Raw genomic sequence first — 24,058 nt, 5'->3', positions numbered from 1 at the left:
GCGAGGGGCGAGGGGCGCGAGTTTAGCGCGACGCGCCGCTCGCGGCGGAGGCATGTACGACGGCGACGACGTCCACCAGCACGACGACACCCGCAGCGGACGCGCGTACGTCGATCTCGGCGCGCACGGGTCCGAGCTCCCCCTGCACACGTGTACACGCCTCCCTGCGCGCGATGCGGAGCACGCGGAGCTTGAGGTGCGGATCACACGCGAGGAGCGCGGCCATGGACGCGAGGTCGGGATCGGGCAGCGTGCCACCCCGGGAGCGCGCGAGCAAAAGCACGCTCGTCGAGCCGTAGTAGACGATGCCGTCTCCTTCGGTCTGGGGCATGCCCTCGCTCACGATGTCCGCGCCTTCGACCATGGCACGGACAGGGCCGTCCTCCGCGGCGACGAGATCGAGCTGTCGACGCCGGACGAGAGGCCCCGGGCCTGCCTTGACGAGGCCGGGACGCGTGCGAGGTGGGCTCTTTGCCATCGGCGACGGATCGTAGAGATCACGCGCGCCGAGATCGAAAAACCGGCGCGATCGCGAGGGAACTTGCGCTCGTGGTTGCTTCCGTGCATCGGCGGTTTCGTGGTGCCGCCCGCACGAACTTGGCCCGCGGCCGCGGCGTCTGCGAGGGTCGCGTGGGAGGAGCGAAACCGAGATGGGACACCCTGGCGTCGAGCGTCGGAAGAACTGCGTCTACGTCACCCGCAACACGGAGTACCACATGCGCGACGGGGTCTGCGTCGCGGTGCGGGACCGGCGGACGGGGAAGTTCGTCCCCGCGCACATCGCGGTGTCGTTGAAGCTCGAAGGGGGCGTGCGGTTGTTCCCGAACGGCGCGGTGATTCCGCGCATCGACAAACCCGGCGTGGGGGATGCGATCTGGTTCGCGACGGCCGTCGACGCGAGCCGGCAGCTCGTGACGAGCCGGATCGAGGCGATCGAGCGTCCGTCGAAGGACATCGTCGCCTCGTATGCGTGATCAGCCGATGTTGCAGAAGTGTTCGTAGTCGATGTAGCTCGTGATCGTCGGCTCGGTGCCGCAGACGGGGCAGGTCTTGTCCTTGCGGAGCTTGAGCTCGCCGAACTTCATGCGCAGCGAGTCGTAGGTGAGCAGGCGGCCGATGAGGGGGTTGCCCTGGCCGAGCACGAGCTTGATCGCCTCGGTCGCCTGGACCGTGCCCACGAGGCCCGGCAGGACGCCTAGAACGCCGGCCTCCTGGCAGCTCGGCGCGAGGTGCGGCGGCGGCGGCTCGGGGTAGAGGCAGCGGTAACAAGGGCCGCCGGCCGCGGGGTGGAAGGTCGTGACTTGACCCTCGAAGCGGAAGATCGAGCCGTGCACGACGGGCTTCTTCATCCACACGGAGGCGTCGTTCACGAGGTACCGCGTGGGGAAGTTGTCGCAGCCGTCCACGATGATGTCGAAGTCGCGGAAGATGCGCTCGACGTTGTGGCTCGTGAGCCGCTCCTCGAACTTCACGACCTTCACGTCGGGGTTCAGATCGCGGATCGTCTGCTCGCCGCTGTCGACCTTGGGCATGCCGACGCGCGAGGTGGCGTGCATGATCTGGCGCTGGAGGTTCGAGGCGTCGACGACGTCGGCGTCGACGAGGCCGATCGTGCCGACGCCGGCCGCGGCGAGGTAGAGCGCAGCGGGGCTGCCGAGGCCACCCGCGCCGAGGAGCAGGATCTTCGAGGCGAGGAGCTTGGCCTGCCCCACCTCGCCGACCTCGGGCAGGAGCAGGTGGCGCGAGTACCGATCGCGCTGCGCGTCCGAGAGCTGGGGCGGGGTCTCCATCGGATACCCGAGATCCTTCCAGCGCACGAAGCCGGGGTTCGCGCTCTCGACGCGCGTGTAGCCGAGATCGATCAGCGTCTTGGCGGCGAGCGCCGAGCGCGTGCCGCCCGCGCAGTAGAGGACCACGGGCGCGTTCTTGTCCGGGACCTTCTGCTCGATCTGCATTTCGAGGAAGCCACGCGGGACGCTGAGCGCGCCCGGGATGTAGCCGGCGCGGTTCTCGTCTTTCTCGCGCACGTCGACGAGCACCATCGGCTCGCGGGCTTCGAGGCGGCGCTTGATCTCCTCCAGAGTCACGGTCGAGATGGTCTTGCGGACCTCGGCGATCAGATCGGTGTAGGTCGTCGGCATGCGGGTCCTCGCTGGGCGGGGATGGGTTCGTCGTTCGGAGACAACGTGCCGTCAAGGGTGGCCCGTGGAGCCGCCCTCGGCACGTGGCGGGTCCTTGCTCACTTGGGCGCGGGCAGGTCCTCGGGGCGCGCGCGCAGGCCGGGCAGGACCTCGTCCTTGCGCAGGCCGCCCTCGCACACGAGCTTCACCGTGCGCTGATCGGGCAGGACCTCCTCCAGCGTGACGATCTGCGTCTTCGCCTGGCAGAACGCGACGAGCTTCGCGCCCGGCAGGAGGCGGCCGAGGCGCAGCGTGCCGCGCTTGACCTGGAGCTCCTTGTCGTCGGCGAGGCGCTTGACCGTGACATCTTGCCCCTTCACGGCCGAGACCGTGCCGAGCTCGAGGTTCGCCTCGCCCGGGCGGAGCGGCGCCCACACGCGCGTGCCGACGAGCTGATCGTCCGGCGGGATCCAGTCGGTCGTGTTTTTCGGGGCGAGCCGCGCGAGCGGCGTCCAGCCGATGGCGCGCTCGAGCTGCACGTCGAGCGAGGCGCCCGCCGGATCGACGTCCGTGACGAGCGCGAGGTCCTTGGTTTGTCCGAGGATCCACACCTCGGTCGCGGGCGCGAGGTCGCGCTTCGAGGGGGCGTCGCTCTTCGCCGCGGGCAGGACCGCGATCTTGCCGTGCGCCCAGCGCTTCTCGGCCTTCTTGCCGGGCTTCATCTTCACGCGCTGGGCCTCGACCCAGACCGCGAGCGCCTGGCGCTTCTTCGCCACGACCTCGGGCGCCGCCTTGTCCTTGGCGACGGGCGCCATGTCCGGGCCCGCGATGTCCCAGCGCACGAGCTTGATGAGCCGATCGACCTCCTCGAGTGATTTCGGCGCCTCACGGCCCTGGCCCACGGCCCGCGCCGCCAGACCCGCGATCTCGGGCGTGATCGCCGCGCGCACCACGCCGAGCAGGCCCTTCGCGCCCTCGTCGCTGATGTCGCCGCCCTTCTGGGCCTCGTCGATCTTCGCGAGCGCGTCCGCCCAGTGCTTGGCCTTGAGCGGCTCTTCGAGCGCGGCCTTCTTCGCCTCGAAGATCGTGGTGTCGACCTCGGTCACGAGCTTCTTCTGCGCGGCGCCGCCGAGCACCGTCTTCGTGTCCTCCGAGCCGACGAGCGCGCGCGCCGCGGCGAACTTGTTCGCCGTCGTGGCCTCGTCGACGCGCGACTGCACGCACGCGAGGGCCTGCGCGCCGATGAGCCGGCGCAATTCGCGGACGAAGACCTCGCTCTCCAGATCCCGCATCGGGCCCGCGAGCTCGCCGAACGCGCCCTTGCAGTCGCCGTCCTTGAGCGACGCCTCGACCTCGTTCGCCCAGAGCTTGGCGTGGCGCTTGTCGACCTTCTCGAGCTGCTCGGCGATCTGGAAGTTCAGCGACTCGACGTTGAGGTCCTTCGCCTGGCCGAGCAGCTTGCGCGCCTCGTCGAAGTCCTTTGCGTTGTAGGCCTCGTCGGCCTTCTCCATGAGCTTCTTGGCGCTTTCGATCTTGGTCTTCTCGGCGCGCTCTTCCGCGCTCTCCGGCGGCATCGCGGGCGCCGGCGGCGGGCCGCACGCGGCGAAGGTCGCGGCGAGGGAGGCCGCGGTCGCGAGGCGCGCGAGGATCGTCGCGACGCGCTGCGTGGTGCTCGGGAGGGAACGGACGCTCTTTCGCATGGCGCGGGACTCTCCCATCCCACATCCTCGATCGTCAACTCGCCCGAGCGCCGAAACCTCTCGGCTTGACCGGCCTCCCCCGGCGTCCTACGACGCCGAGGCCATGGCGGATGAGTCGAAACAGGAGGGGCAGGCCCCCACGGAGGGCGCCCGCACGTTCAACAAGCCGCGGGTCACCATCAACCGGGTCTACACGAAGAAGGGTGACACCGGCGATACGGGCCTCGTGGGCGGGCAGCGTGTGCCCAAGGACGACGCGCGGATCGAGGCCTACGGGACGGTCGACGAGCTGAACGCGTTCGTCGGCGCGGCCCGGCAATCGATCCTGGAGGGGCTCGCCGCGGACAAGGCGCGCCCCGAGAGCGCGGCGCCGCTCGGGGAGCTTGCCGATTCGCTCTGCCGGGTCCAGCACGAGCTCTTCAACCTGGGCTCGCTGCTCGCCACGTTGCCCGAGGACGTGCACCCGCGTCAGCCCCGGGTGACGGCCGCGGACGTGGAGCGGCTCGAAGCCGAGATGGATCGTTGCCAGGAGGAGCTGCCGATCCTGCGCTCGTTCGTGCTGCCGGGCGGATCCCGCGCGAACACGGACCTGCACGTCTGCCGGACGGTGTGCCGGCGCGCCGAGCGGCTCTGCGTCTCGCTCGCCCGGGAGACGGAGGTCGATCCGCTCGCCGTGACCTACCTGAACCGCCTGAGCGACGCGCTCTTCGTCTGGAGCCGCTTCGTGGCGCTCCACCTCGGCACGGGCGAGGTGCTCTGGGAGCCGGACAAGTCGGCGACGGGCCAGTCGAAGGCGCTCTGACGAAATGAGGCCTCGCCCACCACGAGGGAGAGGCCGTACACGATCGCCACGTACGCGAGCCCGAGCACGACGTCGATCACGTAGTGGTGCCCGAGGTAGACCGCGGCGAACGGCATCACGAGCGCGTAGGCGATCTGCAAGGCACGTGAGGGCGCGCTCGCCGTGCGGAACGTCGCGATCAAGCCGTAGAGCGGATACGTGACGTGCAGCGAGGGGAGGGCGCCGAAGACCACGGCGCCGTGCCCGTAGAGCGAGGCGAAATAGCCGTGCCCGAGCCACGCGTCGACACGCGTGAGCGCGGCCGGCGAGCCACGCGCGGCGAGATCGATCGCGCAGCCGTGCGTGGCCACGTACCAGGGCGGCGCCGCCGGCAGGAGCAGGTACGTGGCGAACCCGACGACGTGCGTGCCGAGCGCGAGCCGGGCGAAACGCCGCGCCGCGTCAGGCTTTTTCACGCAGAGGTGGGTGTACTGCGCGGCCATGATGCCGAGGTACGCACCGTAGGGCAGGGCGCAGAGCAGATCGAGCGCGGGACTCGCGAGGCCCGCGAGCCACTCGTTCGGCGTGACGATCTCACCGCGCACGCCCACGCCGAAGAACGCGAGCTCGACGTCGCGTAACTCGCAGCCGAGGACACGCGAGGCCGAGACGCTGACGGGCCACAGGTACCGGAGCGCGTCGTACAGGACGAAGAGCGTGAGTGCCGGGATCGCGGCGAGGTAGAAGCGACGCATGCGCGCGCCGCCGTAGGCCGCGGTGGTGGCGAGGGCCGCGACGAGGAGGATGTCCCAGCGCGGCCGGTCGACGACCGCGACGAGCGCCGCGTATCCGATCCAGGGGAGCGCCGGTAGGAAGGACCTGCGACCCCAGCGCGCGCGGGCTCGCGCCACCATGGCTCGCCTCAGTGCTCGACGGGCAGCGGCCCTCGCGCGTCTGCGCCCTTCCGCGCGAACGACTTGCCCGCGCGCTTCGAGGTCGCGGGTTGCGGATCCCGCAGCGCCGCGCGGGTCCGCGCGACGAGCATGATCGACGCGAGCGTGCCTACGACCGCCACGAGGCCCACGCCCACGAGCGTGAGCGGGCGAGGCAGGCCGCCGAGCACGTTCGTGTACGGGACGAGCGGCCCGAGGAGGAGCGACGCCGACAGGTACACGACACGCTCGTGCCGGCGCATGAGGCCGTTCGGGAGCACGAGCTTGTGCTGATCGGCCTTCGCCCGCGCGTAACTCACGAGCGAAGAGGCGACCATCGCCGCGAGCGGGATGACGAGCGAGACGACGTTGTGCCGGTAGTAGATCGCGAGGCCGATGAAGGGCGCCGCGTCCGCGATGCGATCGACGAACGAGTCGAGCACCGCGCCCGACGGCGACGCGACGCCACGCGCGCGCGCCACCATGCCGTCCAGAGCGTCGAGCACGGAGCCCACGATCACCACGGCCGCGGCCTCGGCGAAGCGTCCCGTCGCCGCGAGCGGCAGGCTCGCGCAGCAGAACACGAGCGAGGCGTAGGTGCATGCGTCCGGCGAGACGTGCAGCGCGATGAGCGCCCGTCCCGGCGCGTGCATCGCCCAGTAAAAGGCCTCGACGAGCCAGCCGGGCAGGAGCGCGCTGCCGGGCGAGGGCCCGAGGCGCGGGTGCGCCGCCCGTCCAGAGCGGGCCACGCGCGTTGCGTAAGCCGCGACCACCATCGTGCACAGAAGAAGCGCCACGAGCGTGATGACCATGGTCACGACGTCCGCTGGTGCATGAGGCGCGCCCGCCCCCGTTGCGCGGTTTTCGGGCGGGCGCTGCATGGTTTGCTCGCTCGATCGCTGGTCCTCAAAGGGACGCCTCGCGTCCCCCTCTCGGCCAGGCAGAGCCCGGCCGATTCACCTCTGGTCCTCAGAGGGACGCCTCGCGTCCCCCTCTCGGCCAGGCAGAGCCCGGCCGATTCACCTCTGGTCCTCAGGGGGACGCCTCGCGTCCCCCTCTCGGCCAGGCAGAGCCCGGCCGATTCACCTCTGGTCCTCAGGGGGACGCCTCGCGTCCCCCTCTCGGCCAGGCAGAGCCCGGCCGATTCACCCCCTTGAGGGAGATGAGGGAGATCGCTTTGCGATCTCCGGTCGCCGCCTTACCCGTCGCAGCTGACCCGACGCATCCGGATGCCCGCGTCCTTCTCCGCCCACGCCACGCCGAGCTCGCTGCCCGTGAACGTGACGGCCGGGAAGCGAGCGTTTTTGCCCGAGACGCGGAGCGTCGCGCCGTCACGCGTGAGACCCGGCCCGAAGACCGCCAGGAAGATCGAGGACGGACCACCCTGGAACTGGTAGTAGGCGACGGCCGCGCGCTCGCCCATGACGGCCAAGGCGGGCCAGTTCGCGCTGCCCTCGGCGTCCTCGACGCGGACCTCGTCTTGCTTCGCGCCGCTCGCGGAGACACGCGCGAGATAGATGCGCTCCTCACCCTCGCGCGTGTCCTCCCAGGCGACGAGCGTGGCTCCGCTCGTGTCGATCGCCACGCTCGGCACCCGCGCCTCGCCGGCGCCCGTTCGCACCACCGTCCCCGTCACCGAGCCGCCGGGCATGCCCGTCGTCTGCGCGATCGAGAGATCGCCGCCCATGCTCCACGCCAAGGCGAGCTCGTTGCCTCGGCTCGCGAGCGCCGGAAAACGCGCCCCGGGCAGCGCCGTCGTCGAGCCCATGCCCGCGCCGTTCACGAGCCCGAGCCGCGCGCCCGGCGTCTCCATCCACGCCACCGCGAGCCCGCCCGACATCGGCGCCGTCGCGGGCCGCGCCTCCGACGCGTCGCTCGTGCCGAGCTGGATCGGCTGCCCCGTCGGCGTCCCGTCCGCGCCCAGCGTGTGCGCCTGGATCACGAGCCCGGACGGACCCGTGTCCTCCCACGTCACCATCGGCCCGCTGCTCGTCGCCTGCAGCGTGGGAAGCGCGTGTGTGCCCGCGAGCGTCGCCACGACGTGCGCAGGCGACACACTGCCGTCCGTGCCGATCCGCGCGACCCGCACCTCCTCCGTCCCGCCCGTGCGTGTCTGCCACGCGAGGAGGTAGCTCCCGTTCGTCCAGAGGATCGAGGGCGTGATTCCGTCCTCCTGGCTCACCACCACGGTCCCGCCGAGCGGCGCGCACGCCGCCGCTTCGCCGCCCGGCCCGGCGTCGGTCGTCACCGGCGGCTCGGGCGGCTTCGTCCCGGGCGGCTCCGGCGTCTCGTCGCTGCCGCAGCCGAGACCCCCGAGCGCCGCTCCGAGCCCGCACAAAAACATCAAGGACATTCGAATCATAGGTATCCCCCTTCCGACGCGCCGGTGATCCGGGGGCGGCGGCGCGCACGTCGCGCCACGCGGTCTGCGCGTGGATCCACGCACCCCATCCCTCCGTCTGGACCTCCGGATCATGATTCGTTTCAGTATGCGGTGTTACTCGTTTCAAGCCACGCCGCACGCTGGCAACGGATTCATCCGTTCACACACCATGAATGTGCGTGGGTGTGTTTATTGAACCACAATCGATCGCATGCAGCATCGAATGCGCGGCGGGGGGCGCTTCCGGTGGCTCGGGGCGCTGGGGCTCGTAGGGGTCCTCGGGGGCGGGGAGGCACGCGCGGAGCCTGCGCGGGCGGCGGCTTCGACGGCGGCGAACGCGATGGCGGTCGCGGTCCCGATCCCGGGATCCAATCTCGTGCGCGGGCGCGCGAAGGTGATCGTGGCCGCGCCGATCGACGCCGTGCGCGCGCAGGTGCTCGCGTTCGGGGACTACGCGCGCTTCATGCCGCACTACAGCCAGTCGAAGATCCTCGGCCGCACGAAGAGCGGGGATCGCGAGATCTACATGGAGGTCACCGCGCTGCACGGAGCCGCGCGCTTCTGGGCGCGGATGGCCGTGCGCAAGCTCGTGGGCGCGGCGGGGGGCGTCGAGACCTACGAGGTCTCGATGTTGGAGGGCAACGTGAAGGACTTCCACGCGGTGTGGCGCCTGCGTCCGATCGACGCCGCGCGCACCGAACTCGAGCTCGAGGTCTTCCTGCTGCCGCGCCTGCCACTGCCCGCGAGCTTGCTCAACACGGAGAACCTCCAGGGCGCGAGCAAAGGCGTCCGCGCGATGCGATCGTTCGTGGAAGGAAAACGCTGACGTTCTGCTGACGTTCTACGGACAGCCGGCCGGCGTCGTGCCCGTGTAGGCCGTGATTACGCAGCCCTCGAGCGCCACCTTGAGATCATCACACGTCGTCTTCGACGCGAAGAACTCGAGGCAGCCGTCGACGCTGCCCTTGTCGTACTGCAGGCACTCGGCGCCGAACTCCGCGCGCAAAAAGCCCGGGCACGTGCGCGACGTGCCGAAGCAGCCGAGCGAGAGCATCCGCTTGCTGTGCGCGTCGACGAGCGTGTCGCACGCGAGCGCCTCGGTCGTGCGCTCGCCGCTCGCCGGCGGGCGGAACCTCCCGTCGTCGGGCAAGGGCGTGAGATCCGGATCCTCCGCGCCGCACGCGGCGAGGAACACGGAGAGGACGATCGCGACGCGGAGCTCTCGCATGCGGACTACTCTTTCTCTTCGAGGAGGGCCAACGCGAGCAAGCCGAGCACGTCGCGCGCCGAGGAGACTTTCCGTGGCGGGATCTTCGAAAGCGATCGTCGCACGATCGACTCCACGGTCCCGACCTTCAGGCCGTCGAGCTCGCGCCCGCGCGCCGTCAATTCGAAGAGCGCGCGACGCGCGTCGTCCGGATCGGGCTTGCGTCCGATGATGCCGCGGCTCTCGAGGCGCTTCAGGATCCCCGTGAGCGTGCTCGGGTGGATGTGCAGCACGCTCGCGAGCTCGCCTGCCGAGATGCTCGGGAAGCGCCCCACGATCCGGATCACGAGGCGCTGCGGGCCCGTGACGCCGAGCGACGCCTCCATGCGCTTCGACATCGACTGCAGGGCGTGATCCACGGCCCAGAGCAGGCGCATGAAATCCAGGACCTCGCCGAGCTTCTCGGCCTTGTCCGCCTTCTGCTTCTTCTTTTCGCTCTTTTCGCTTGGTGCTGCGCTCATGACCGAGCCGATTCCCTTTCCGCCGAGCGAGCCACGCTAGCCCACCTCGCCCCGTCGATCGAGATCGTCGAAGGGTGCACCGCGCAGTGATCGCGCGGCGGCGCCAGACGACCCGTCGGAACGAAACGCAGGAAGGTTCCCCCGGACGATCGTTTTTTGCTCCGACGGTTTTCCTTTTGAGCGGCAACGACGGGCAGGCCATCCTTGACCGGTGCGACTCGAAGATCTTGCCGTCATTGGAAACTGCCAATATTCCGCGCTGATAGACCGCTCGGGGTCGATCGTGTGGTGTTGCCTCCCGCGCTTCGACGCCGAGCCGGTCTTCTCCTCTTTGCTCGACGAGCAGGGTGGGGGGGTCTTCACGGTGGGGCCGGCGGGTGGTGAGCCGGGCGTGCAGCGATACCTTCCGAACACAAACATCCTCGAGACGACCTTCCGCTCCCCCTCGGGCGCCTTCCGGGTCCTCGACTTCGCGCCGCGCTACTTCCAGAAGGACCGGTTCTTTCGGCCGACGATGATCGTGCGGATCGTCGAGCCGCTCGAGGGCACGCCCCGCGTGCGCGTCCGTTGCGAGCCGCGCCTCGGCTGGAGCAAGGGGACGCCTGGCAAGCTCGTCGGCTCGAACCACATCCGGTACGAGGGCTTCGCCGCCCCGCTCCGCTTGACGACGGACATCCCGCTCTCGTACGTGACCGACATCCCGTTTGCGCTCACGGGCAAGAAGCACCTCGTGCTCGCCTGGGGCCCGCCGCTCGAGGACTCGCTCCCGACCGTCTGCGAGCACTTCCTCGGGCAAACACGGCGCTACTGGGAGCGCTGGGTCATGCACTGCGACATCCCGCCGCTCTTCCAGCAGGAGGTCATCCGCTCGGCGCTCGCGCTCAAGCTGCACTGCTTCGAGGACACGGGCGCGATCGTCGCGGCCATGACGACGAGCATCCCCGAGGCGCCGGGCAGCGGGCGCAACTGGGACTATCGTTACTGCTGGCTGCGCGACGCGTACTACGCGCTCGCGGCGTTCCGGCTCCTCGGCCACTTCGAGGAGCGCGAGCAGTTCATCCAGTACCTCTTCAACATCGCCGCCTCGGCCGCGCCCTCGCTCTCGCTCGGCCCGCTCTATCGTGTCGACGGCACGCCCGATCTCGAAGAGTCCATCCTCGACGCGTGGCCGGGCTACGAGGGGCACGGGCCGGTGCGCGTCGGCAACGCGGCGGCCACGCAGCTCCAGCACGACGTCTTCGGGGAGATGGTCCTCGCGCTCGCGCCCGTCTTCCTCGACGATCGTTTCGTGGCCGAACGATCGACGCACGGGCTCGATCTCCTGGAGCGGCTCACGCAGAAGGCGATCGAGGTGGCGGGCACGCCGGACGCGGGGATCTGGGAGTTCCGCTCGGACGCGCAGCCGCAGACCTTCTCGAGCCTCATGTGCTTCTGCGCCGCCGACCGCATGGCGCGCGTCGCCGAGCGCCACCGGCCCGCGCGGGCGAACCATTACCGCGCCGCGGCCGAGCGCATCCGCGCCGAGATCGTGGAGAAGGCGTGGCGCTCGGACCTGAACTCGTTCGTGTCGAGTTACGGCGGCCAGGAGCTCGACGCGGCGCTCCTGCAAATGGCGCCGCTCCGCTTCTTGCCGCCGAACGATCCACGCCTGAACGGGACGATCGACGCGATCCGTGATCGCCTGTCGCAGGGCGGCTGGCTCATGCGGTATCGCGGCGACGAGTTCGGCGAGACGAGCGCGGCGTTCATCATCTGCACGTTCTGGCTCGTCGAGGCGCTCGCGACCGTGGGTCGCAAGGCCGAGGCGCGCGAGGTGCTCGATCGCGCGCGCTCCGCGCTCTCGCCGGTGGGCCTGCTCTCCGAAGACTACGAGACCCGCACCCTGCGGATGTGGGGTAATTTCCCCCAGGCCTACTCCCACGTGGGCCTCATCCACGCAGCGTTCGCGTCGTCTCCTCCGTGGTCCGACATCCTCTAAGAAACGGCCTCCTCCTCGCCTTCCTCTTCGGCGCGCTCCTGCCCTCGATCGCATTCGGCTCCGAGGGGAGCGCGCATGCCGATCCGATCGGCGCCGTCCTCCTCTACCTCGCGGTGATCCTCGCCGCGGCCAAGCTCGGCGGGGATCTCGCGGTTCGCGTCGGACAGCCCGCGGTGCTCGGCGAGCTCGTCGCCGGCGTGCTCCTCGGCAACCTCGGCGCGCATCATCCTCGGCGCGGCCGTCATCGACGACGTGCTCGGGCTCGTCATCCTCGCGGTCGTCACGGGCATCCTCGGCGCGGCCGATCGCGGCGGGGTGATGGGCTACGGCGAGATCGGGCTCGTGTTCGGCAAGGCCCTCGTGTTCCTCGTCGGCTCGCTCGTGATCGGCGCCAAGGTCTCCCGGCGCCTCTTCTCCGTGGCCTCGCGCCTCCGCGCCCGTGGTGTCTTGCTCGCGCTCGGCCTCGCGTTTTGCTTCCTCTTCGCGTGGCTCGCGGGCCTCATCGGCCTCGCCCCGATCGTCGGCGCGTTCGCCGCGGGTCTCGTGCTCGAAGACATGCACTTCCGCGATTTCACGGCACGCGGCGAGTCGACCCTCGAACACCTCGTTCAGCCGATCTCGTCGTTCCTCGTGCCAATCTTCTTCGTGCTCATGGGCATCCGGACGGACCTCGGCGCCTTCGCGCAGCCGGGCGTGCCGCTGCTCGCGGTGGCGCTCACGGTCGCGGCGATCCTCGGCAAGCAGGCGTGCTCGCTCGGCGTGGGCAAGGGGATCGATCGGCTGACCATCGGCGTCGGCATGGTCCCGCGCGGCGAGGTCGGGCTCATCTTCGCCAACATCGGCCAGTCGCTCACGGTGGGCGGCAAGCCCGTGGTCTCCGGCGCGGTCTTCTCGGCCCTCGTGGCCATGGTCATCGTCACCACGATGGTCACGCCGCCCGCGCTCAAGTGGAGCCTGTCCCGGCGCGCGTCAAAACCGCCCGAGCCTCCGATCCCCGACGCGCGCGACGCGCATTGACCTGACGAGGCGGTGCTCGTAACACCGATCTCGTGGACGCCCTGCACACCGACCTCTACCAGCTCACGATGGCCGCGGGGTACTTCCACCGCGGCATGCAAGACAGGCGCGCGACATGCGAGATGTTCGTGCGCCGCTTGCCGCGGCATCGGCGCTACCTCCTCGCGATGGGGATCGAGCGGCTGCTCGGCTACCTCGAGAACCTCTCCTTCACCGAGGACGAGATCCGCTACCTGCGGGATCTCCCGGCGCTGCGCGACGCGATGACCGAGCCCTTCGTCGAGTACCTGCGGGGCTTCCGGTTCCGGGGCGACGTCGCGGCCGTCCGCGAGGGCACGGTGGTGTTCGCGAACGAGCCACTCGTGCGGATCTCGGCGCCGATCATCGAGGCGCAGATCGTCGAAACGTTCCTGCTCTCGGCGCTGAACCACGCGACGATGATCGCGTCGAAGGCGGCGCGCGTGGTGCGCGCGGCAGCCGGCGCGGGCGTGATCGAGTTCGGCACGCGGCGCACGCACCCGGAAGCGGCCATCGACGCGGCGCGTAGCGCGTATGCCGCGGGGTTCGTGGGCACGTCGAACGTGGAGGCAGGCAAGCGCTTCGGCATCCCCGTGATGGGCACGGCCGCGCACATCTGGACCATGGCGCACGCCACGGAGGAGGCAGCGTTCGAGAACTACGTCGCCACGTTCCCGAGCGCGTCGATCCTGCTCATCGATACGTACGACACGCTTCGTGGTGCCGAGCGCGCCGCGCGGATCGCCAAGGACAAGCTCAAGGGTGTGCGCCTCGACTCGGGGGACCTGCTCGCGCTCTCGCGCGCGGTGCGGCCCCTCCTCGACGCGGCGGGCTGCACGTCGGCGAAGATCGTCGCGTCGGGGGATCTCAACGAATACAAGATCGAGGCGCTCGTCCGCGCAGGCGCGCCGATCGATCTGTACGGCGTGGGCACGGATGTCGTGGCGAGCATCGACTCGCCCGCGCTCGGCGGCGTCTACAAACTCGTCGAGATCGAGCAGGACGGGACGGTCGTCCCGATCTGCAAGTTCTCCGAGGGCAAGGCCACGTTCCCGGGGCCGCACCAGGTCTACCGCTTCGTGGACGGCGCGGGCGTGCTCGCGCGCGACGTGATCGCGCTCGCGGACGAGGCGCCGCGCGGGCTCGGCGAAGGAGAGCCCGAGGCGCTCCTCGTGCCGCGCATGAAGGAAGGGGCGCGCACGGAGCCGTCCGAGGGGCTCGACGTGGTGCGGGCGCGGGTCACGCGGGAGCTAGCGCGTTTGCCGGAGGCGCTCCACGTGCTCGACGAAGCACCGCCGCCTCCGGAGCGCACGGACGAGCCGTTCCGGGCCGTGCCTTCCGCGCGGCTGCTCGAGCTCGTGGAAGATGTACGCGCCCGGGTTGTCGGGGCTGCGACGTAGGAGGAGGGGCATGCGAACGATCTTCGTCGACGTGGACGTGCAGCGGGATTTCTGCGAGCCGAGCGGCTCGCTTTACGTGAAGGGATCACCAACCGACGCGATGCGGAGGCTCGTCGCCTACGCGGTCGCGCACCACATCCCGATCCTCGGCTCGGTCGACTCGCACGCCTGGGACGCGTGGGAGTTCGCCTCCACCAGCTCCACGGGTCCGAACGGGGAGAAGCCCAACTTTCCGGAGCACTGCGTGAAGGGCACGCCGGGCTGGCTGAAGGTCGACGGCACGCTGCCGCCGCGCTTCCGGTTCGTGCCGAACGTGGCGTCCGCGCCGATCGCGTCGATCGTGGACGAGGTCGTCCGCGGCGAGACGCAGGGCGTGTACTTCGAGAAGGAGGTCTACAGCCTCTTCGTGAATCCACTCGCCGATCCATTCGTGAAGGCGCTCGCCGAGCGGTACGGCGAGCCGCTCTCGTTCGTCGTCTTCGGCGTGGCCACGGACTACTGCGTGCGCGCCGCAGCACTCGGGCTCGCAGAGCGTGGATACGCGACGACGCTCGTGACCGATGCGAGCGCGGGCATCACGGAAGAAGGCGTCGCAAAGGCGCTGCAGGAGATGCGCGCCGCAGGTGTCAACCTCGCGACCTCGTCCCAGGTGACCCCGTGAGCGACAAGGAGTACCCGAAGCCGAGCCTGACCGCAGACGTGGTCACGTTCTCGCTCGACGACACAGGCCGCGTCTGCGTGCTGCTCATCCAGCGCGGCAAAGATCCATTCGCAGGGCGATGGGCAGTTCCCGGCGGGTTCTGCGAGCCCTCGGAGACGGTGCGCGAGAGCGCAGCGCGCGAGCTCGTGGAGGAGACAGGCATCCGAGATTTGCCGATGGTCGAGCTCGGCGTGTTCTCGCGGCCAGGTCGTGATCCCCGCGGATGGGTCGTGAGCGTCGCGCACGTCGCGATTCTCCCCGCCAACCGGCGCGGCGAGGCAAAAGGCGGCGACGACGCGCGAGCCGCAAAATTCTTTTCGATCGGCCTGGACGAGCGGGGTCGCGTGACGCTCGAGGCCGACGGCGAGAAGGCAGGTCCGCTCGCCTTCGATCACGACGAGATCCTCGCGCGAGCCATCGCGCGGCTCGAAGCGAGCTCGGACATGCTAGGCCCGGTGCTCTTTGGTCGACCGATGTCGGGAGAAGAGGCGCAACGAGCGGTCGAGACGGCGCTCTCGCGAGAATAAAATGGCGTTCGTATTCTTCGGCCTGACGGGCGGGATCGCGTGCGGCAAGAGCACGGTCGCAGCGCGCTTCCGCGAGCAAGGCGTGCAGGTGATCGACGCAGACGTGGTGGCACGTCAGGCCGTCGCGCCGGGGACGAGCGGGCTCACGGAAATCGTAAAGCTGTTCGGAGACGGCGTGCTTCGGCACGACGGCACCCTCGATCGCAGCAAGCTCGGAGCCATCGTGTTCGGCGACGAGGAGAAGCGCCGCGCACTCAACCGCATCCTGCACCCCCGTATCGGCGCGCGGACCATGATGCTCGCGCAGGAGCTCGCACAACGCGGCGAGCCCCTCGCGTGTTACGAGGCCGCACTGCTCGTAGAGAACGGACTCTCAGACGCATTTCGCCCACTCGTCGTGGTGAGCGCCCCCGAGGCCATCCAAGTCGAGCGCACGATGGCGCGCGACGGAGTCGACGAGAAAGCCGCACTCGCACGGATCCGCGCGCAAATGCCCGTCGCCGAGAAGGTAAAGGTCGCCGACTACGTGATCGACACGAGCGGCACGATGGACCAAACGCTCCAACGCGCCGACGAGGTACTCGCCGCCATCCGCGCGAAGGCGGCAGAGAGCTAGCTCGTCTCGGTGGGAGCCGTTGCGCTGGGGCTTTGCCCCAGGCCCCACCGGGGCTGTCCGCCCCTGGACCCGGACCAGCGCAAGCGCTGGACTCGGGTTCGATGAACTGCGCTCCGCGCAGTTCATCGAACAGCCGCTGGCAAGACCGGCGACGACCCTGCCAACCAAGACAGCAGCGCTGACGTTTCCACCGGCGACGTGCCCGTCGCCAGCTCGAGACACACCTTCAAGGTCTTGCCACCGGCCCGTTGGAAGAACTGCGCGGAGCGCAGTTCTTCCACCTTCGGTCCAGGCCGTGCCTGGTTCGGGTCGAGGGGCGAACAGCCCCCGCGGGGTCCGGGGCAGCGCCCCGGCGCGACGCCCCCGACGCCCCCGACTAGATACGCCTCGCGCGGAGCGTGGCCTCGTCGCGGGCCCAGGTGACGCGGATGAAGGCGGCTGCGTCGCCGCCTCGATCGGGGTGTGTTTCCAGGGCGCGGCGGCGGAATGCGCGGCGGATGTCGTCGGGGGAGGCGGTTTTGGGGAGGCCGAGGACTTCGAAGGGGCAGATGTTGGGGTCGGGGATGGAGGGGATGAATCTGCGACGTTTTTGTCGTGAATCTTGGGGCGGGGGTTCTTCGTGGGGGGTGCGGGTTTTTGTCTCGACCCAGGGCGGTTGACCGGCTTGCACGCGGACCCAGGCGCGTGCCCAGATGGCCTCGATTTCGCGGAGGGGCTGGCCTGCGGTGCGCTCGGCTTGCTTGCGTGCTTCTTCCAGCGTCTTCGCGCCGCCGGAGAATGCGTCGGGTTTGCGGAAGGGGGCGCGCGTGGGCTCGCCTGTCCACCAGGCGCACCAGAGGTAGCGGCGGCGCTTGGTGGTGGTGATGGAGACGACGCCGGGCATGGGGGGACTTCGGCGCCAAGGATGGCTGCGAAGCGGGGGCCTGTCACGTGTTCGACGCTGCGTCCCTTCGGGGCCACGCTCTTGTGCGTGCCGTCTTCGATGTACTGCCCTGGGCCTCCGCTTGGTGCGTTCGTGGACTGCTTCTGGCACTTCGACGGCGATCCTCCGCCTGCGGCTCGTGAACGCGCGCTTCCCTCGGGCAGCCTTGATCTGATCATCAACCTCGATGCGGATTGCCTCGATTTCTTCGCGCCTGATGCCGTGACTCCGCTCGGGCCTTTTCCTGGCACTGTGCTCAATGGCGCTGCGGCTGGCTTCGTCACCATCGGCGCGCGGCCACGAACGACCGTCATGGGCGTGCACTTCAGGCCTGGCGGCGCGTTTCCTTTTCTTGGCGTTCCGGCCGGTGATCTCGAAGGCACGCGGGCTCCGCTCGATGCGCTTTGGGGCCCGAGTGCGCGAGAGCTCCGCGAACGGCTCGCCGAGGCTGCCACGCTCCGACAACGCTTCGTGACGCTCGAGGCTTGCTTGCGCGAGCGCGTGCGGAGCCCGCTCGCGCGCCATCCTGCTGTCGTTGAAGCGCTGCGTGCCTTCGAGGACCCTTGGCTCGAGAGCGTCGCCCAGGTCAACGCGCGCACGGGGCTCTCGCCGCGTCAGCTCATCGCGCGCTTTCGTGATCAAGTTGGCCTCGCGCCCAAGGCTTATTGGCGCGTGCGACGTTTCCAGGCGGCGCTGCGGCATCTGGAGCGCGCACGCGATGTGGGCGGCGCCGAGATTGCTGCCGAGCATGGTTATTTCGACCAGGCGCACTGGAACCGCGAGTTCCGCACGTTCTGCGGCATGAGCCCGCGCGCGTACCTCGCGCATGAATGCGCACGTCCGAACCACGTGCCCCTGCGCGGCAAAAATATCCAATCTTTCACGGCCTGAGCGCGGCACGGTCCGCGCCATGGACCATCCCGTCGAGACCACCGCTCTGATCGTCGCCGCCATGCGTGCCGAGGAATCCACGCGCAGCGATTGCCTCTTCGAAGATCCCTTCGCGTACGACCTCGCCGGGGATGCCGGACGTGCCGCGCTGCGCGACTACCGCGCTGCCAGCGGTGCTGGCATCCCGATCATCGAGGTGCGCACGCGTTCCTACGACGAGGCACTCTTGCGCGCGCAGGACGCGGGCATCGCGCAGTTCGTGATCCTCGCCGCCGGCATGGACGCGCGCGCGTATCGGCTGCCCTTGCGCCCTCAGGCGCGGCTCTTCGAGCTCGATCAACATGCGATGATCGAGGCCAAGACGCGCGGGCTGCAATCCGCCGTGCCTTGCTGCGAACGGCACGCGCTTGCCGTGAACCTCGCCGACGACTGGCCTGCCGTGCTCGTCGCGGCCGGCTTTGATCCCGACGCGCCCACGGCTTGGCTCGCCGAAGGGCTCTTGCAATATCTCGAGGCGAGCGTCGTGGTTCGCCTCTTCGAGCGGATCGGCCGCCTCTCGGCCCAGGGCTCGGTCCTGCTCTACGACATCGTCGGCCAGGCGCTCCTCGCGTCGGCTGTGCTCGAGCCCGTGCTCCGCTACATGCGTGAGCTTGGCGCGCCGTGGATCTTCGCGAGCGACGACCCCGCTTCCCTTGCTGCTGTGCACGGCTTCCAGGCCGAGGTCACGGACGCGAGCGTGATCGGCAATGCGTGGGGGCGCTGGCCTTTTCCCGCCGCGCCGCCGCATGTGCCCGGCGTCCCGCGCGGCTACCTCGTCGAAGCGCACAAACGGCTTTGACGACGTGTTTCCAGGTGCTGTCATGCGGGCGTACCACCTCGCTGTCACGCCCGCGTGACAGATGTTCTGGCGCCGTTACGCGCGGACGAGGGGCGGCTCGCCTCGCGCCGAGGTGATTCGTTTCGGGCGAACTTGGCATGCGGCGTGCTGACCTTGAAGTGCTCTCGTGAACACCACCCCAATCGAGGCGTGAGTCACCGCCGACGTGGAGTCTCCATGAAACGCAACATCCTTCCCGCATCGCTGCTCCCCCTCTTCGCGGTACTCGCGCTTGCGTGCTCCGGGAAGGACCCCGAGCCCCCGCCGCCTCCTCCCGAGTACCTCTTCGACGTCGAGGCGCAGCCCTTCGGCAAGACGTACGAGCAATGGGCCGAGGCGTGGTTCCAGTGGGCCTTCTCGATCCCCAAGGCCGAAAACCCGATCCTGGAGGGGCCTTGCGACCAGGACCAGATGGGCGACGTGTTTTTCCTGGTGGGCAATACGGGCGGCCAGACCACGCGCGCTTGCACCGTTCCCTCGGGAAAGGCCATCTTCTTCCCGATCGTCAATTCCATCGCGCGGACCTGCCCGGAGTACGTCGCCATCGACCCCAACCAGACGTGCGAAGCGTTGACGTCGGAGCCTGAGATCCACGACATCGCGACGTCGTTCTTCGAGGACTACGAGGTCACGGCGACGCTCGAAATCGATGGCAATTCCATCACGGGCCTCGAGGACCGACGCGCCCACACGGCCACCTTCGACGACCCCACGTCGAGCCAGGCCGAGGATATCTTCGGGACCCCTTGCAGCGGGCCCATCCGGGAGAATTCTTGCGGCGTGCCGGTGGACTCGACGCGGATTGCCGCCGCCGACGGCTACTGGGTCATGCTGAAGCCCCTCTCCGCCGGCGACCACGAGGTCCGGTTCACCGCGAAGATCGTGACGGCGCCGGATCAGGCGTTCGAGCTGGACGTCACGTACAACCTCACCATCGCGCCTTGAGCGTGCGCTCCCGCCGTAGCGGGACACGAGCCCGCCGTAGCGGAACACGAGCCCGCCGTAGCGGAACACGAGCCCGCCGTAGCGGGACACGAGCCCGCCGTAGCGGGACATGAGCCCGCCGTAGCGGGACACGAGCCCGCCGTAGCGGAACACGCTCCCGCCGTAGCGGAACACGCTCCCGCCGTAGCGGAACACGCTCCCGCCGTAGCGGAACACGCTCCCGCCGTAGCGGAACACGCTCCCGCCGTAGCGGAACACGCTCCCGCCGTTGCGGGACACGAGCCCGCCCTTGCGGAACACGACCCCGCCGCGGGAAGCAACCGTGCCGCCACGGCCCTCCGCTGCCTGGCACGCCTGTCTTGATGTTCAGTGTTCGTCGTGCCAGCCTGCGCCCTGGGAGCGTATGGCCTCGTTTGCATCCAAGCTCGCCCGCTTGCCGCCGATGCCCGGGGCGGCGCCCGCCGCATCCCCCGCGCCGGCCGCCGCCCCCGCTCCCGAGCCCGTTCCCGTTCCCGAGAACGCCGCGGCCGCGCTGAAGTCCAAGCCGTCCCTCGACGAGCTACGCGACCGGATCGCCCGCATCCTCGGCAAGGCCGCCCCCACCGCGCCGCGGCCCGATCCCACGCGCACCGAGCTGCCATTTTTCGTCGAGCACACCGATCGGGGGCCCCTCTACGTGCGGCGTGATCGCACGCCGCACGCCGCGCGTGTCGGTCGCGCGCCGCTCGTGGCCGCGCGTGATGCCGAGCCAGGCTTGCTCTCGCTGCTCGCGCTCGATCCCGCACTCGCGACCTGCGACGCGCGGCGCGCGCTCTTCATCGACACCGAGACGACAGGGCTCCAGGGCGGCACCGGCACGGTCGCATTTCTGCTCGGGATGTCGTTCTACGACGAGGCCCAAGGCGCGTTCATCCTGGAGCAAGCCTTGCTCCGGCGGCTCGGCGAGGAGGCGCCGATGCTGGAGCTGCTCGCGCGCAGGCTCAACGAGGCCTCGATGATCGTCACCTACAACGGCAAGTCCTTCGACATGCCGCTGCTCCGCGCGCGCTGCGTGATGAACCGCATGCCAGCGCCGCGAGAGTTGCCGCACCTCGATCTCGTTCACGTCGCGCGTCGTATCCACGGGCATCGGCTCAAGAGCCGTACGCTCGCCGCAATCGAGAGCGAGGTGCTCGGGCGCGAGCGCGTGGGCGACGTCGGCGGCGCGGACGTGGTCGCGTGTTACATGCACTATCTGCGCACGTCAGACGAAGGCGCGCTCTCCGGCGTGGTCACGCACAACGAGCACGACGTGCTCTCGATGGTGGCCCTCGTGGGGCTCTACGGCGAGCCCATGCACGGCGGGTTGCCCGGCGCAGATCTCGCCGGCGTGGCGAAGACGCTCCGTCGCGCAGGCGAGCTCGATCGTGCAGCAGAGACCGCAGAGGCAGCCGTCGTGCGAGGCGGCGGCGCGCTCGCGAAGCGGACGCGCGGCGACATCGCAAAGGCGCGCGGAGACAAAGCACGCGCGCTGCTCGACTACCAGGCGCTCGCCGAGGAGGTCGACGATCCTTCCGTGCGGCTCGAGCTCGCAAAGCTCTACGAGCACCACGTAAAATCGTTCGCAGCAGCGCTCGCGCTCGTCGAGCGCGGGACAGGCGAAGCAGACGCGGCCACCGAGAAGCGGCGCACGCGGCTCCGGCGCAAGATCGAGAAGCGGCCGTGAAGAGGTTGTTCGTTGCACTCGTGGGGCTCTGCATCGTGCCGGGGTGCGGCTATCGCCTCGTGGGCGCCGCAGCGGAGAGCGCAGAGCCGCTCGCCGTCGTGCCCGCACCCGGCGTGGTGGCGTCCGCCGCCGCCGAGGAGGGGGTCGTCGCCGGCGCACGCGCCGAGCTCGCAGCCGGAGGGCTGCTCGCGTCATGTGACCCTGGCACCGACGCACAATGCCCAGCCCTCGTCGTCGAGCTCGTGCGTGTCGAGGAAGGCGGCGCCGCACCGGGCCTCGCGACCCGAGACGGCCCGCCACTCGCGCGGTCCGTGACGTTCACACTCCGCGGCCGCGCATTCGTGCGTCGCACAAAGGACGCGCCCCCCGAGCGGCTCGGCCCCGACGTCACGGTGCGCGAGTTCGCCGCACGAGAGGACGACCCCAGCACGTTTCACGCGACCCGCGAGGAAGCCCTCCGCCGCGCGGCACTCCGCCTGGGCGCGCAGCTCGTGCGCCGGGCTTTGGAGTGAGAGGGCAGCGTCGCGCCGGGGTTTCACCCCGGACCCGACCAGGGGTTGTCCACCCCTGGACCCGGACCAGGCACGGCCTGGACCGGTGATGCCAAAACCGCGCATCGCGCGGTTTTGGCAACGGGCCGAGTCAAGACCAGCGACGGGCTGGCCAGCCCAAACGGGGGGGCAGCGCCGTCTTGGTTGGCAACGTGTTTGCTGGTCTTGCCACCGGCCCGTTGGAAGAACTGCGCGGAGCGCAGTTCTTCCACCCTCGGTCCAGGCCGTGCCTGGTCCGGGGTGAAGGGGGCGGACAGCCCCCTTCCGGGGTGCGGGGCAGAGCCCCGCGCCGCGCATGCTCGTGGAGCACCTTCCTTGGAGGTTTGCCCACTGGCCTTCCCCCGTGTGCGTGCTCCTCGGGGCGGGTCCTTTCTCCAGCAATGACAAACAGCGCCGCGTAGGCTACCGTGGGGACCGATGATTACCGTCGGCTGCGCCGGCTTTCCCGTCCCAGCGACGAGGTACTTCCGCGAATTCATGTTCGTGGAAGTCCAGGAAACCCACATGTCCATGCCTGGCCCTGGCACCATCCGGCGGTGGCGGCGCGAGGCCCCGGAGGGGTTTCGGTTTGCGTTGCTCGGACCGCGTGAGGTGGGGCAGGAGGGGTTCCGGGATGGCAAGGTCATCGAGACGGCGCTGAAGGGTCTCGAGGGCGTGGCGGAGGAGCTCGAGGCCAAGACTGCGGTCTTTGTGGCCCCGCCCGAGTTCGCGCCTAGCAAGACGAACAAGGGCATGCTCCGGGAGTTCCTCCATGCCGTGCGCTCGCGCTTTGACCGCGTCGTCTACGAGCCTGCGCCTGGCTGGGACCCGGATGAGTGTGACGAGCTCACGCAGGAGGTTGGGGCCCTCGCGGCGCGGGATCCGCTCGTCTCGGGCCTCTCGAAGCTGCCGACGGGTTATTACCGCCTGCATGGCCCTGCGGGGCACAAGTCGCGTTACGAGGATCCGGCGATCGAGAAACTTGCCGACATCGCCCGCGGCGGCAGGCACCACAAGGACGCGACGTACGTGTTCACGAACGTCGACATGTTCGCGGACGCGAAGCGCTTCAAGAAAGCCTTGAAGCTGTAACGTTCGCGCCTCGCTGCGGACGCGGGAGGCTCCCTCGCGCGCGCCGCTTCTCGCGGGCGGGGGCTTGCGTTAGGCTGTCATCGTGCGCGCCTGGCTGGCTTGCTTGTTCCTGCTCGCGCCGACCGTGGGGCTGGCGTCGAGTTGTGCCCTCGAAGGCTTTGAGAAGTTCACGCCTCCGCCCGAACCCGAGCAGGGGCCTTGTGGCCACGCCTCGGTGCCGGGACCTCCGGCGCCGACGCCCCCGAACGAAGCGGGGCCCGAAGAGGAGTTCGTCGTGGCGCTGCGTGTCCTCCGGCTGAAGACGGACAAGGACGGCGGCGATCTCGGGCTCGATCTCGACAGGTTCTGCACTTGCCAGGGCGAGGAGCGGTCGTGCATCCCGCCGGTCGATCAAAAGGAGAGTTTGAGCTGCGACAAGGCGATGGGGCGGGACAACCAGATGCCCGCGCTCTTCGGCCTCGTCGAGGTCGCCTTGCAGCTGAAGGACCTTTCGGAGCTGTACAGCCAGTTCGCCGAGCTCGGGAGCTGGGGCATCATTTTTCACGTCAGCGGCTACAACGGCCAGCCGAACGACTCGAAGGTGCGCGTCGCCTGGTACGGGAGCGAAGGGACGGAGGTGACGCCCGCGTGGGACGGGAGCGACGCCTGGCCGATCGCGACGAGCACGCTCGAAAACCCCGCCGATGTGAACACGCCGAAGTACTTCGACAACGACGCGTACGTGACCGATGGGATGCTCGTCCTCTCGGCGCCGACGGGCGGGATCGCGGTCGCCGGCGGCAACACGCGGCTGCACATCAACCTGTCCGCAGGCACGATCCAGGCGAAGATCCAGAAGGACGCTCTCGACCGCTGGATCCTGCGCGACGGCCTCATCGCAGGGCGTATTCCGCAGGTCGAGCTCTTCCGGATGGTGCAGAGCTTCCGCGACGACACGGGCAAGCCGTTCTGCACCGACAACATTTTCTGGGGCACGACGCAGGATGCGTTCTGTCGCGGGCTCGACATGCAGACCGGCCCGCCCGAGCCGAACAAGCCCTGCAACGCGGTCTCGTTCGCCGCTGGCTTCGACGCCGATCCCGCGGTGATCGGCGTGCCGAAAGCGCCGAACCCCGACTCGCCGGGTTGCCCGCCCGAGACCGATCCGATCGCGTCGTTCCAGATGTTCGGCTGCCCGGCGCCGATGAACCCCTGAC

Annotated in this window: 25 protein-coding genes and 1 pseudogene; 16 read left to right on the top strand and 10 right to left on the bottom strand. The window is 69.5% G+C overall.

What is annotated here, in order from left to right; all coding sequences use genetic code 11:
* Window positions 1–22: 22 nt before the first annotated feature.
* On the bottom strand, window positions 23–478 hold the full coding sequence (locus tag POL67_RS28500) for a hypothetical protein (RefSeq protein WP_271922661.1): 456 nt from the start codon (window positions 476–478) through the stop codon (window positions 23–25).
* 172 nt (window positions 479–650) lie between these two features.
* Between POL67_RS28500 and POL67_RS28495 the strand changes: the two genes are divergently transcribed.
* Window positions 651–974: a hypothetical protein gene (locus POL67_RS28495; protein WP_271922660.1), complete on the top strand. Its 324-nt coding sequence runs from the start codon at window positions 651–653 to the stop codon at window positions 972–974.
* On the opposite strand, the gene moeB is transcribed toward POL67_RS28495, so the two are convergent.
* Both moeB and POL67_RS28485 read right to left on the bottom strand, forming a co-directional pair.
* Window positions 975–2,141, bottom strand: coding sequence for a molybdopterin-synthase adenylyltransferase MoeB (gene moeB / locus POL67_RS28490; protein WP_271922658.1), 1,167 nt, complete (start codon window positions 2,139–2,141; stop codon window positions 975–977). It abuts the gene before it with no gap.
* Window positions 2,142–2,239: 98 nt separating this feature from the next.
* Window positions 2,240–3,820, bottom strand: coding sequence for a hypothetical protein (locus POL67_RS28485; protein ID WP_271922656.1), 1,581 nt, complete (start codon window positions 3,818–3,820; stop codon window positions 2,240–2,242).
* Between the two features lie 103 nt (window positions 3,821–3,923).
* Between POL67_RS28485 and POL67_RS28480 the strand changes: the two genes are divergently transcribed.
* Window positions 3,924–4,622, top strand: a complete 699-nt coding sequence (locus POL67_RS28480) for a cob(I)yrinic acid a,c-diamide adenosyltransferase (protein WP_271922653.1) — start codon at window positions 3,924–3,926, stop codon at window positions 4,620–4,622.
* A gap of 44 nt (window positions 4,623–4,666) precedes the next feature.
* Here POL67_RS28480 and POL67_RS28475 read toward each other — a convergent pair.
* The 3 genes and pseudogenes from POL67_RS28475 to POL67_RS28465 all read right to left on the bottom strand — a co-directional run.
* Window positions 4,667–5,356: pseudogene (locus POL67_RS28475) on the bottom strand (phosphatase PAP2 family protein); the annotation flags it as partial.
* 167 nt (window positions 5,357–5,523) lie between these two features.
* A complete protein-coding gene (locus POL67_RS28470; RefSeq protein ID WP_271922651.1) occupies window positions 5,524–6,414 on the bottom strand; it encodes a CDP-alcohol phosphatidyltransferase family protein in 891 nt (296 codons plus the stop codon).
* Between the two features lie 317 nt (window positions 6,415–6,731).
* Window positions 6,732–7,895: a hypothetical protein gene (locus POL67_RS28465; RefSeq protein WP_271922649.1), complete on the bottom strand. Its 1,164-nt coding sequence runs from the start codon at window positions 7,893–7,895 to the stop codon at window positions 6,732–6,734.
* Between the two features lie 232 nt (window positions 7,896–8,127).
* Between POL67_RS28465 and POL67_RS28460 the strand changes: the two genes are divergently transcribed.
* Entirely contained in the window at window positions 8,128–8,742 is a 615-nt protein-coding gene (locus POL67_RS28460; protein WP_271922647.1) for an SRPBCC family protein, read from the top strand.
* Window positions 8,743–8,757: 15 nt separating this feature from the next.
* Here the strand turns inward: POL67_RS28460 and POL67_RS28455 are convergent, their stop codons facing one another.
* Both POL67_RS28455 and POL67_RS28450 read right to left on the bottom strand, forming a co-directional pair.
* Window positions 8,758–9,144 (bottom strand): hypothetical protein, encoded by a 387-nt coding sequence (locus tag POL67_RS28455; RefSeq protein ID WP_271922645.1) that lies wholly within the window; start codon window positions 9,142–9,144, stop codon window positions 8,758–8,760.
* Between the two features lie 5 nt (window positions 9,145–9,149).
* Window positions 9,150–9,644, bottom strand: a complete 495-nt coding sequence (locus POL67_RS28450; protein ID WP_271922643.1) for a MarR family winged helix-turn-helix transcriptional regulator — start codon at window positions 9,642–9,644, stop codon at window positions 9,150–9,152.
* Between the two features lie 211 nt (window positions 9,645–9,855).
* Between POL67_RS28450 and POL67_RS28445 the strand changes: the two genes are divergently transcribed.
* A complete protein-coding gene (locus tag POL67_RS28445) occupies window positions 9,856–11,622 on the top strand; it encodes a glycoside hydrolase family 15 protein (RefSeq protein ID WP_271922640.1) in 1,767 nt (588 codons plus the stop codon).
* Here POL67_RS28445 and POL67_RS28440 read toward each other — a convergent pair.
* The gene (locus POL67_RS28440; RefSeq protein WP_271922639.1) at window positions 11,619–11,891 is read right to left on the bottom strand and encodes a hypothetical protein; all 273 of its coding nucleotides are present in this window, start codon (window positions 11,889–11,891) and stop codon (window positions 11,619–11,621) included. The two genes, POL67_RS28445 and POL67_RS28440, sit on opposite strands and share 4 nt — an antisense overlap.
* Here POL67_RS28440 and POL67_RS28435 point away from each other — a divergent pair.
* Genes POL67_RS28435 through coaE form a run of 5 tightly spaced genes read left to right on the top strand, consistent with a single transcriptional unit; the run spans window position 11,875 to window position 15,900 of the window.
* Window positions 11,875–12,639 carry a cation:proton antiporter gene (locus POL67_RS28435; RefSeq protein WP_271922636.1) on the top strand — a complete coding sequence of 255 codons (765 nt, stop codon included), beginning with the start codon at window positions 11,875–11,877 and terminating at the stop codon, window positions 12,637–12,639. The two genes, POL67_RS28440 and POL67_RS28435, sit on opposite strands and share 17 nt — an antisense overlap.
* 32 nt (window positions 12,640–12,671) lie before the next feature.
* The gene (locus POL67_RS28430; RefSeq protein WP_271922634.1) at window positions 12,672–14,057 is read left to right on the top strand and encodes a nicotinate phosphoribosyltransferase; all 1,386 of its coding nucleotides are present in this window, start codon (window positions 12,672–12,674) and stop codon (window positions 14,055–14,057) included.
* 10 nt (window positions 14,058–14,067) lie between these two features.
* A complete protein-coding gene (locus POL67_RS28425; RefSeq protein ID WP_271922632.1) occupies window positions 14,068–14,718 on the top strand; it encodes a cysteine hydrolase family protein in 651 nt (216 codons plus the stop codon).
* On the top strand, window positions 14,715–15,284 hold the full coding sequence (locus tag POL67_RS28420; protein WP_271922630.1) for an NUDIX domain-containing protein: 570 nt from the start codon (window positions 14,715–14,717) through the stop codon (window positions 15,282–15,284). The genes POL67_RS28425 and POL67_RS28420 overlap by 4 nt, the downstream gene beginning before the upstream one ends.
* A gap of 1 nt (window position 15,285) precedes the next feature.
* Window positions 15,286–15,900, top strand: coding sequence for a dephospho-CoA kinase (gene coaE, locus POL67_RS28415; protein WP_271922628.1), 615 nt, complete (start codon window positions 15,286–15,288; stop codon window positions 15,898–15,900).
* A gap of 376 nt (window positions 15,901–16,276) precedes the next feature.
* Here the strand turns inward: coaE and POL67_RS28410 are convergent, their stop codons facing one another.
* Window positions 16,277–16,783 carry a J domain-containing protein gene (locus POL67_RS28410; protein ID WP_271922626.1) on the bottom strand — a complete coding sequence of 169 codons (507 nt, stop codon included), beginning with the start codon at window positions 16,781–16,783 and terminating at the stop codon, window positions 16,277–16,279.
* Between the two features lie 87 nt (window positions 16,784–16,870).
* Here POL67_RS28410 and POL67_RS28405 point away from each other — a divergent pair, with 87 nt between their 5' ends.
* From POL67_RS28405 to POL67_RS28375, 7 genes are all read left to right on the top strand, one after another.
* Window positions 16,871–17,713, top strand: coding sequence for a helix-turn-helix domain-containing protein (locus POL67_RS28405; RefSeq protein ID WP_271922624.1), 843 nt, complete (start codon window positions 16,871–16,873; stop codon window positions 17,711–17,713).
* Window positions 17,714–17,732: 19 nt separating this feature from the next.
* Window positions 17,733–18,551 (top strand): SAM-dependent methyltransferase, encoded by an 819-nt coding sequence (locus POL67_RS28400; protein ID WP_271922622.1) that lies wholly within the window; start codon window positions 17,733–17,735, stop codon window positions 18,549–18,551.
* Between the two features lie 216 nt (window positions 18,552–18,767).
* A complete protein-coding gene (locus POL67_RS28395; RefSeq protein ID WP_271922620.1) occupies window positions 18,768–19,535 on the top strand; it encodes a hypothetical protein in 768 nt (255 codons plus the stop codon).
* A gap of 403 nt (window positions 19,536–19,938) precedes the next feature.
* On the top strand, window positions 19,939–21,240 hold the full coding sequence (locus POL67_RS28390; protein WP_271922618.1) for a ribonuclease H-like domain-containing protein: 1,302 nt from the start codon (window positions 19,939–19,941) through the stop codon (window positions 21,238–21,240).
* Entirely contained in the window at window positions 21,237–21,752 is a 516-nt protein-coding gene (locus POL67_RS28385) for a hypothetical protein (RefSeq protein ID WP_271922616.1), read from the top strand. The genes POL67_RS28390 and POL67_RS28385 overlap by 4 nt, the downstream gene beginning before the upstream one ends.
* Before the next feature lie 456 nt (window positions 21,753–22,208).
* Window positions 22,209–22,862, top strand: a complete 654-nt coding sequence (locus POL67_RS28380) for a DUF72 domain-containing protein (RefSeq protein WP_136929637.1) — start codon at window positions 22,209–22,211, stop codon at window positions 22,860–22,862.
* Window positions 22,863–22,944: 82 nt separating this feature from the next.
* Complete coding sequence (locus POL67_RS28375) at window positions 22,945–24,057, top strand: hypothetical protein (protein WP_271922613.1); 1,113 nt, start codon at window positions 22,945–22,947, stop codon at window positions 24,055–24,057.
* Window position 24,058: the final 1 nt, after the last annotated feature.

The organism is Polyangium mundeleinium (assembly GCF_028369105.1).
Lineage (GTDB): Bacteria > Myxococcota_A > Polyangia > Polyangiales > Polyangiaceae > Polyangium > Polyangium mundeleinium.
The sequence above is the reverse complement of the archived record's forward strand: the minus strand, read 5'-3'. Positions and strand labels throughout refer to the sequence as shown.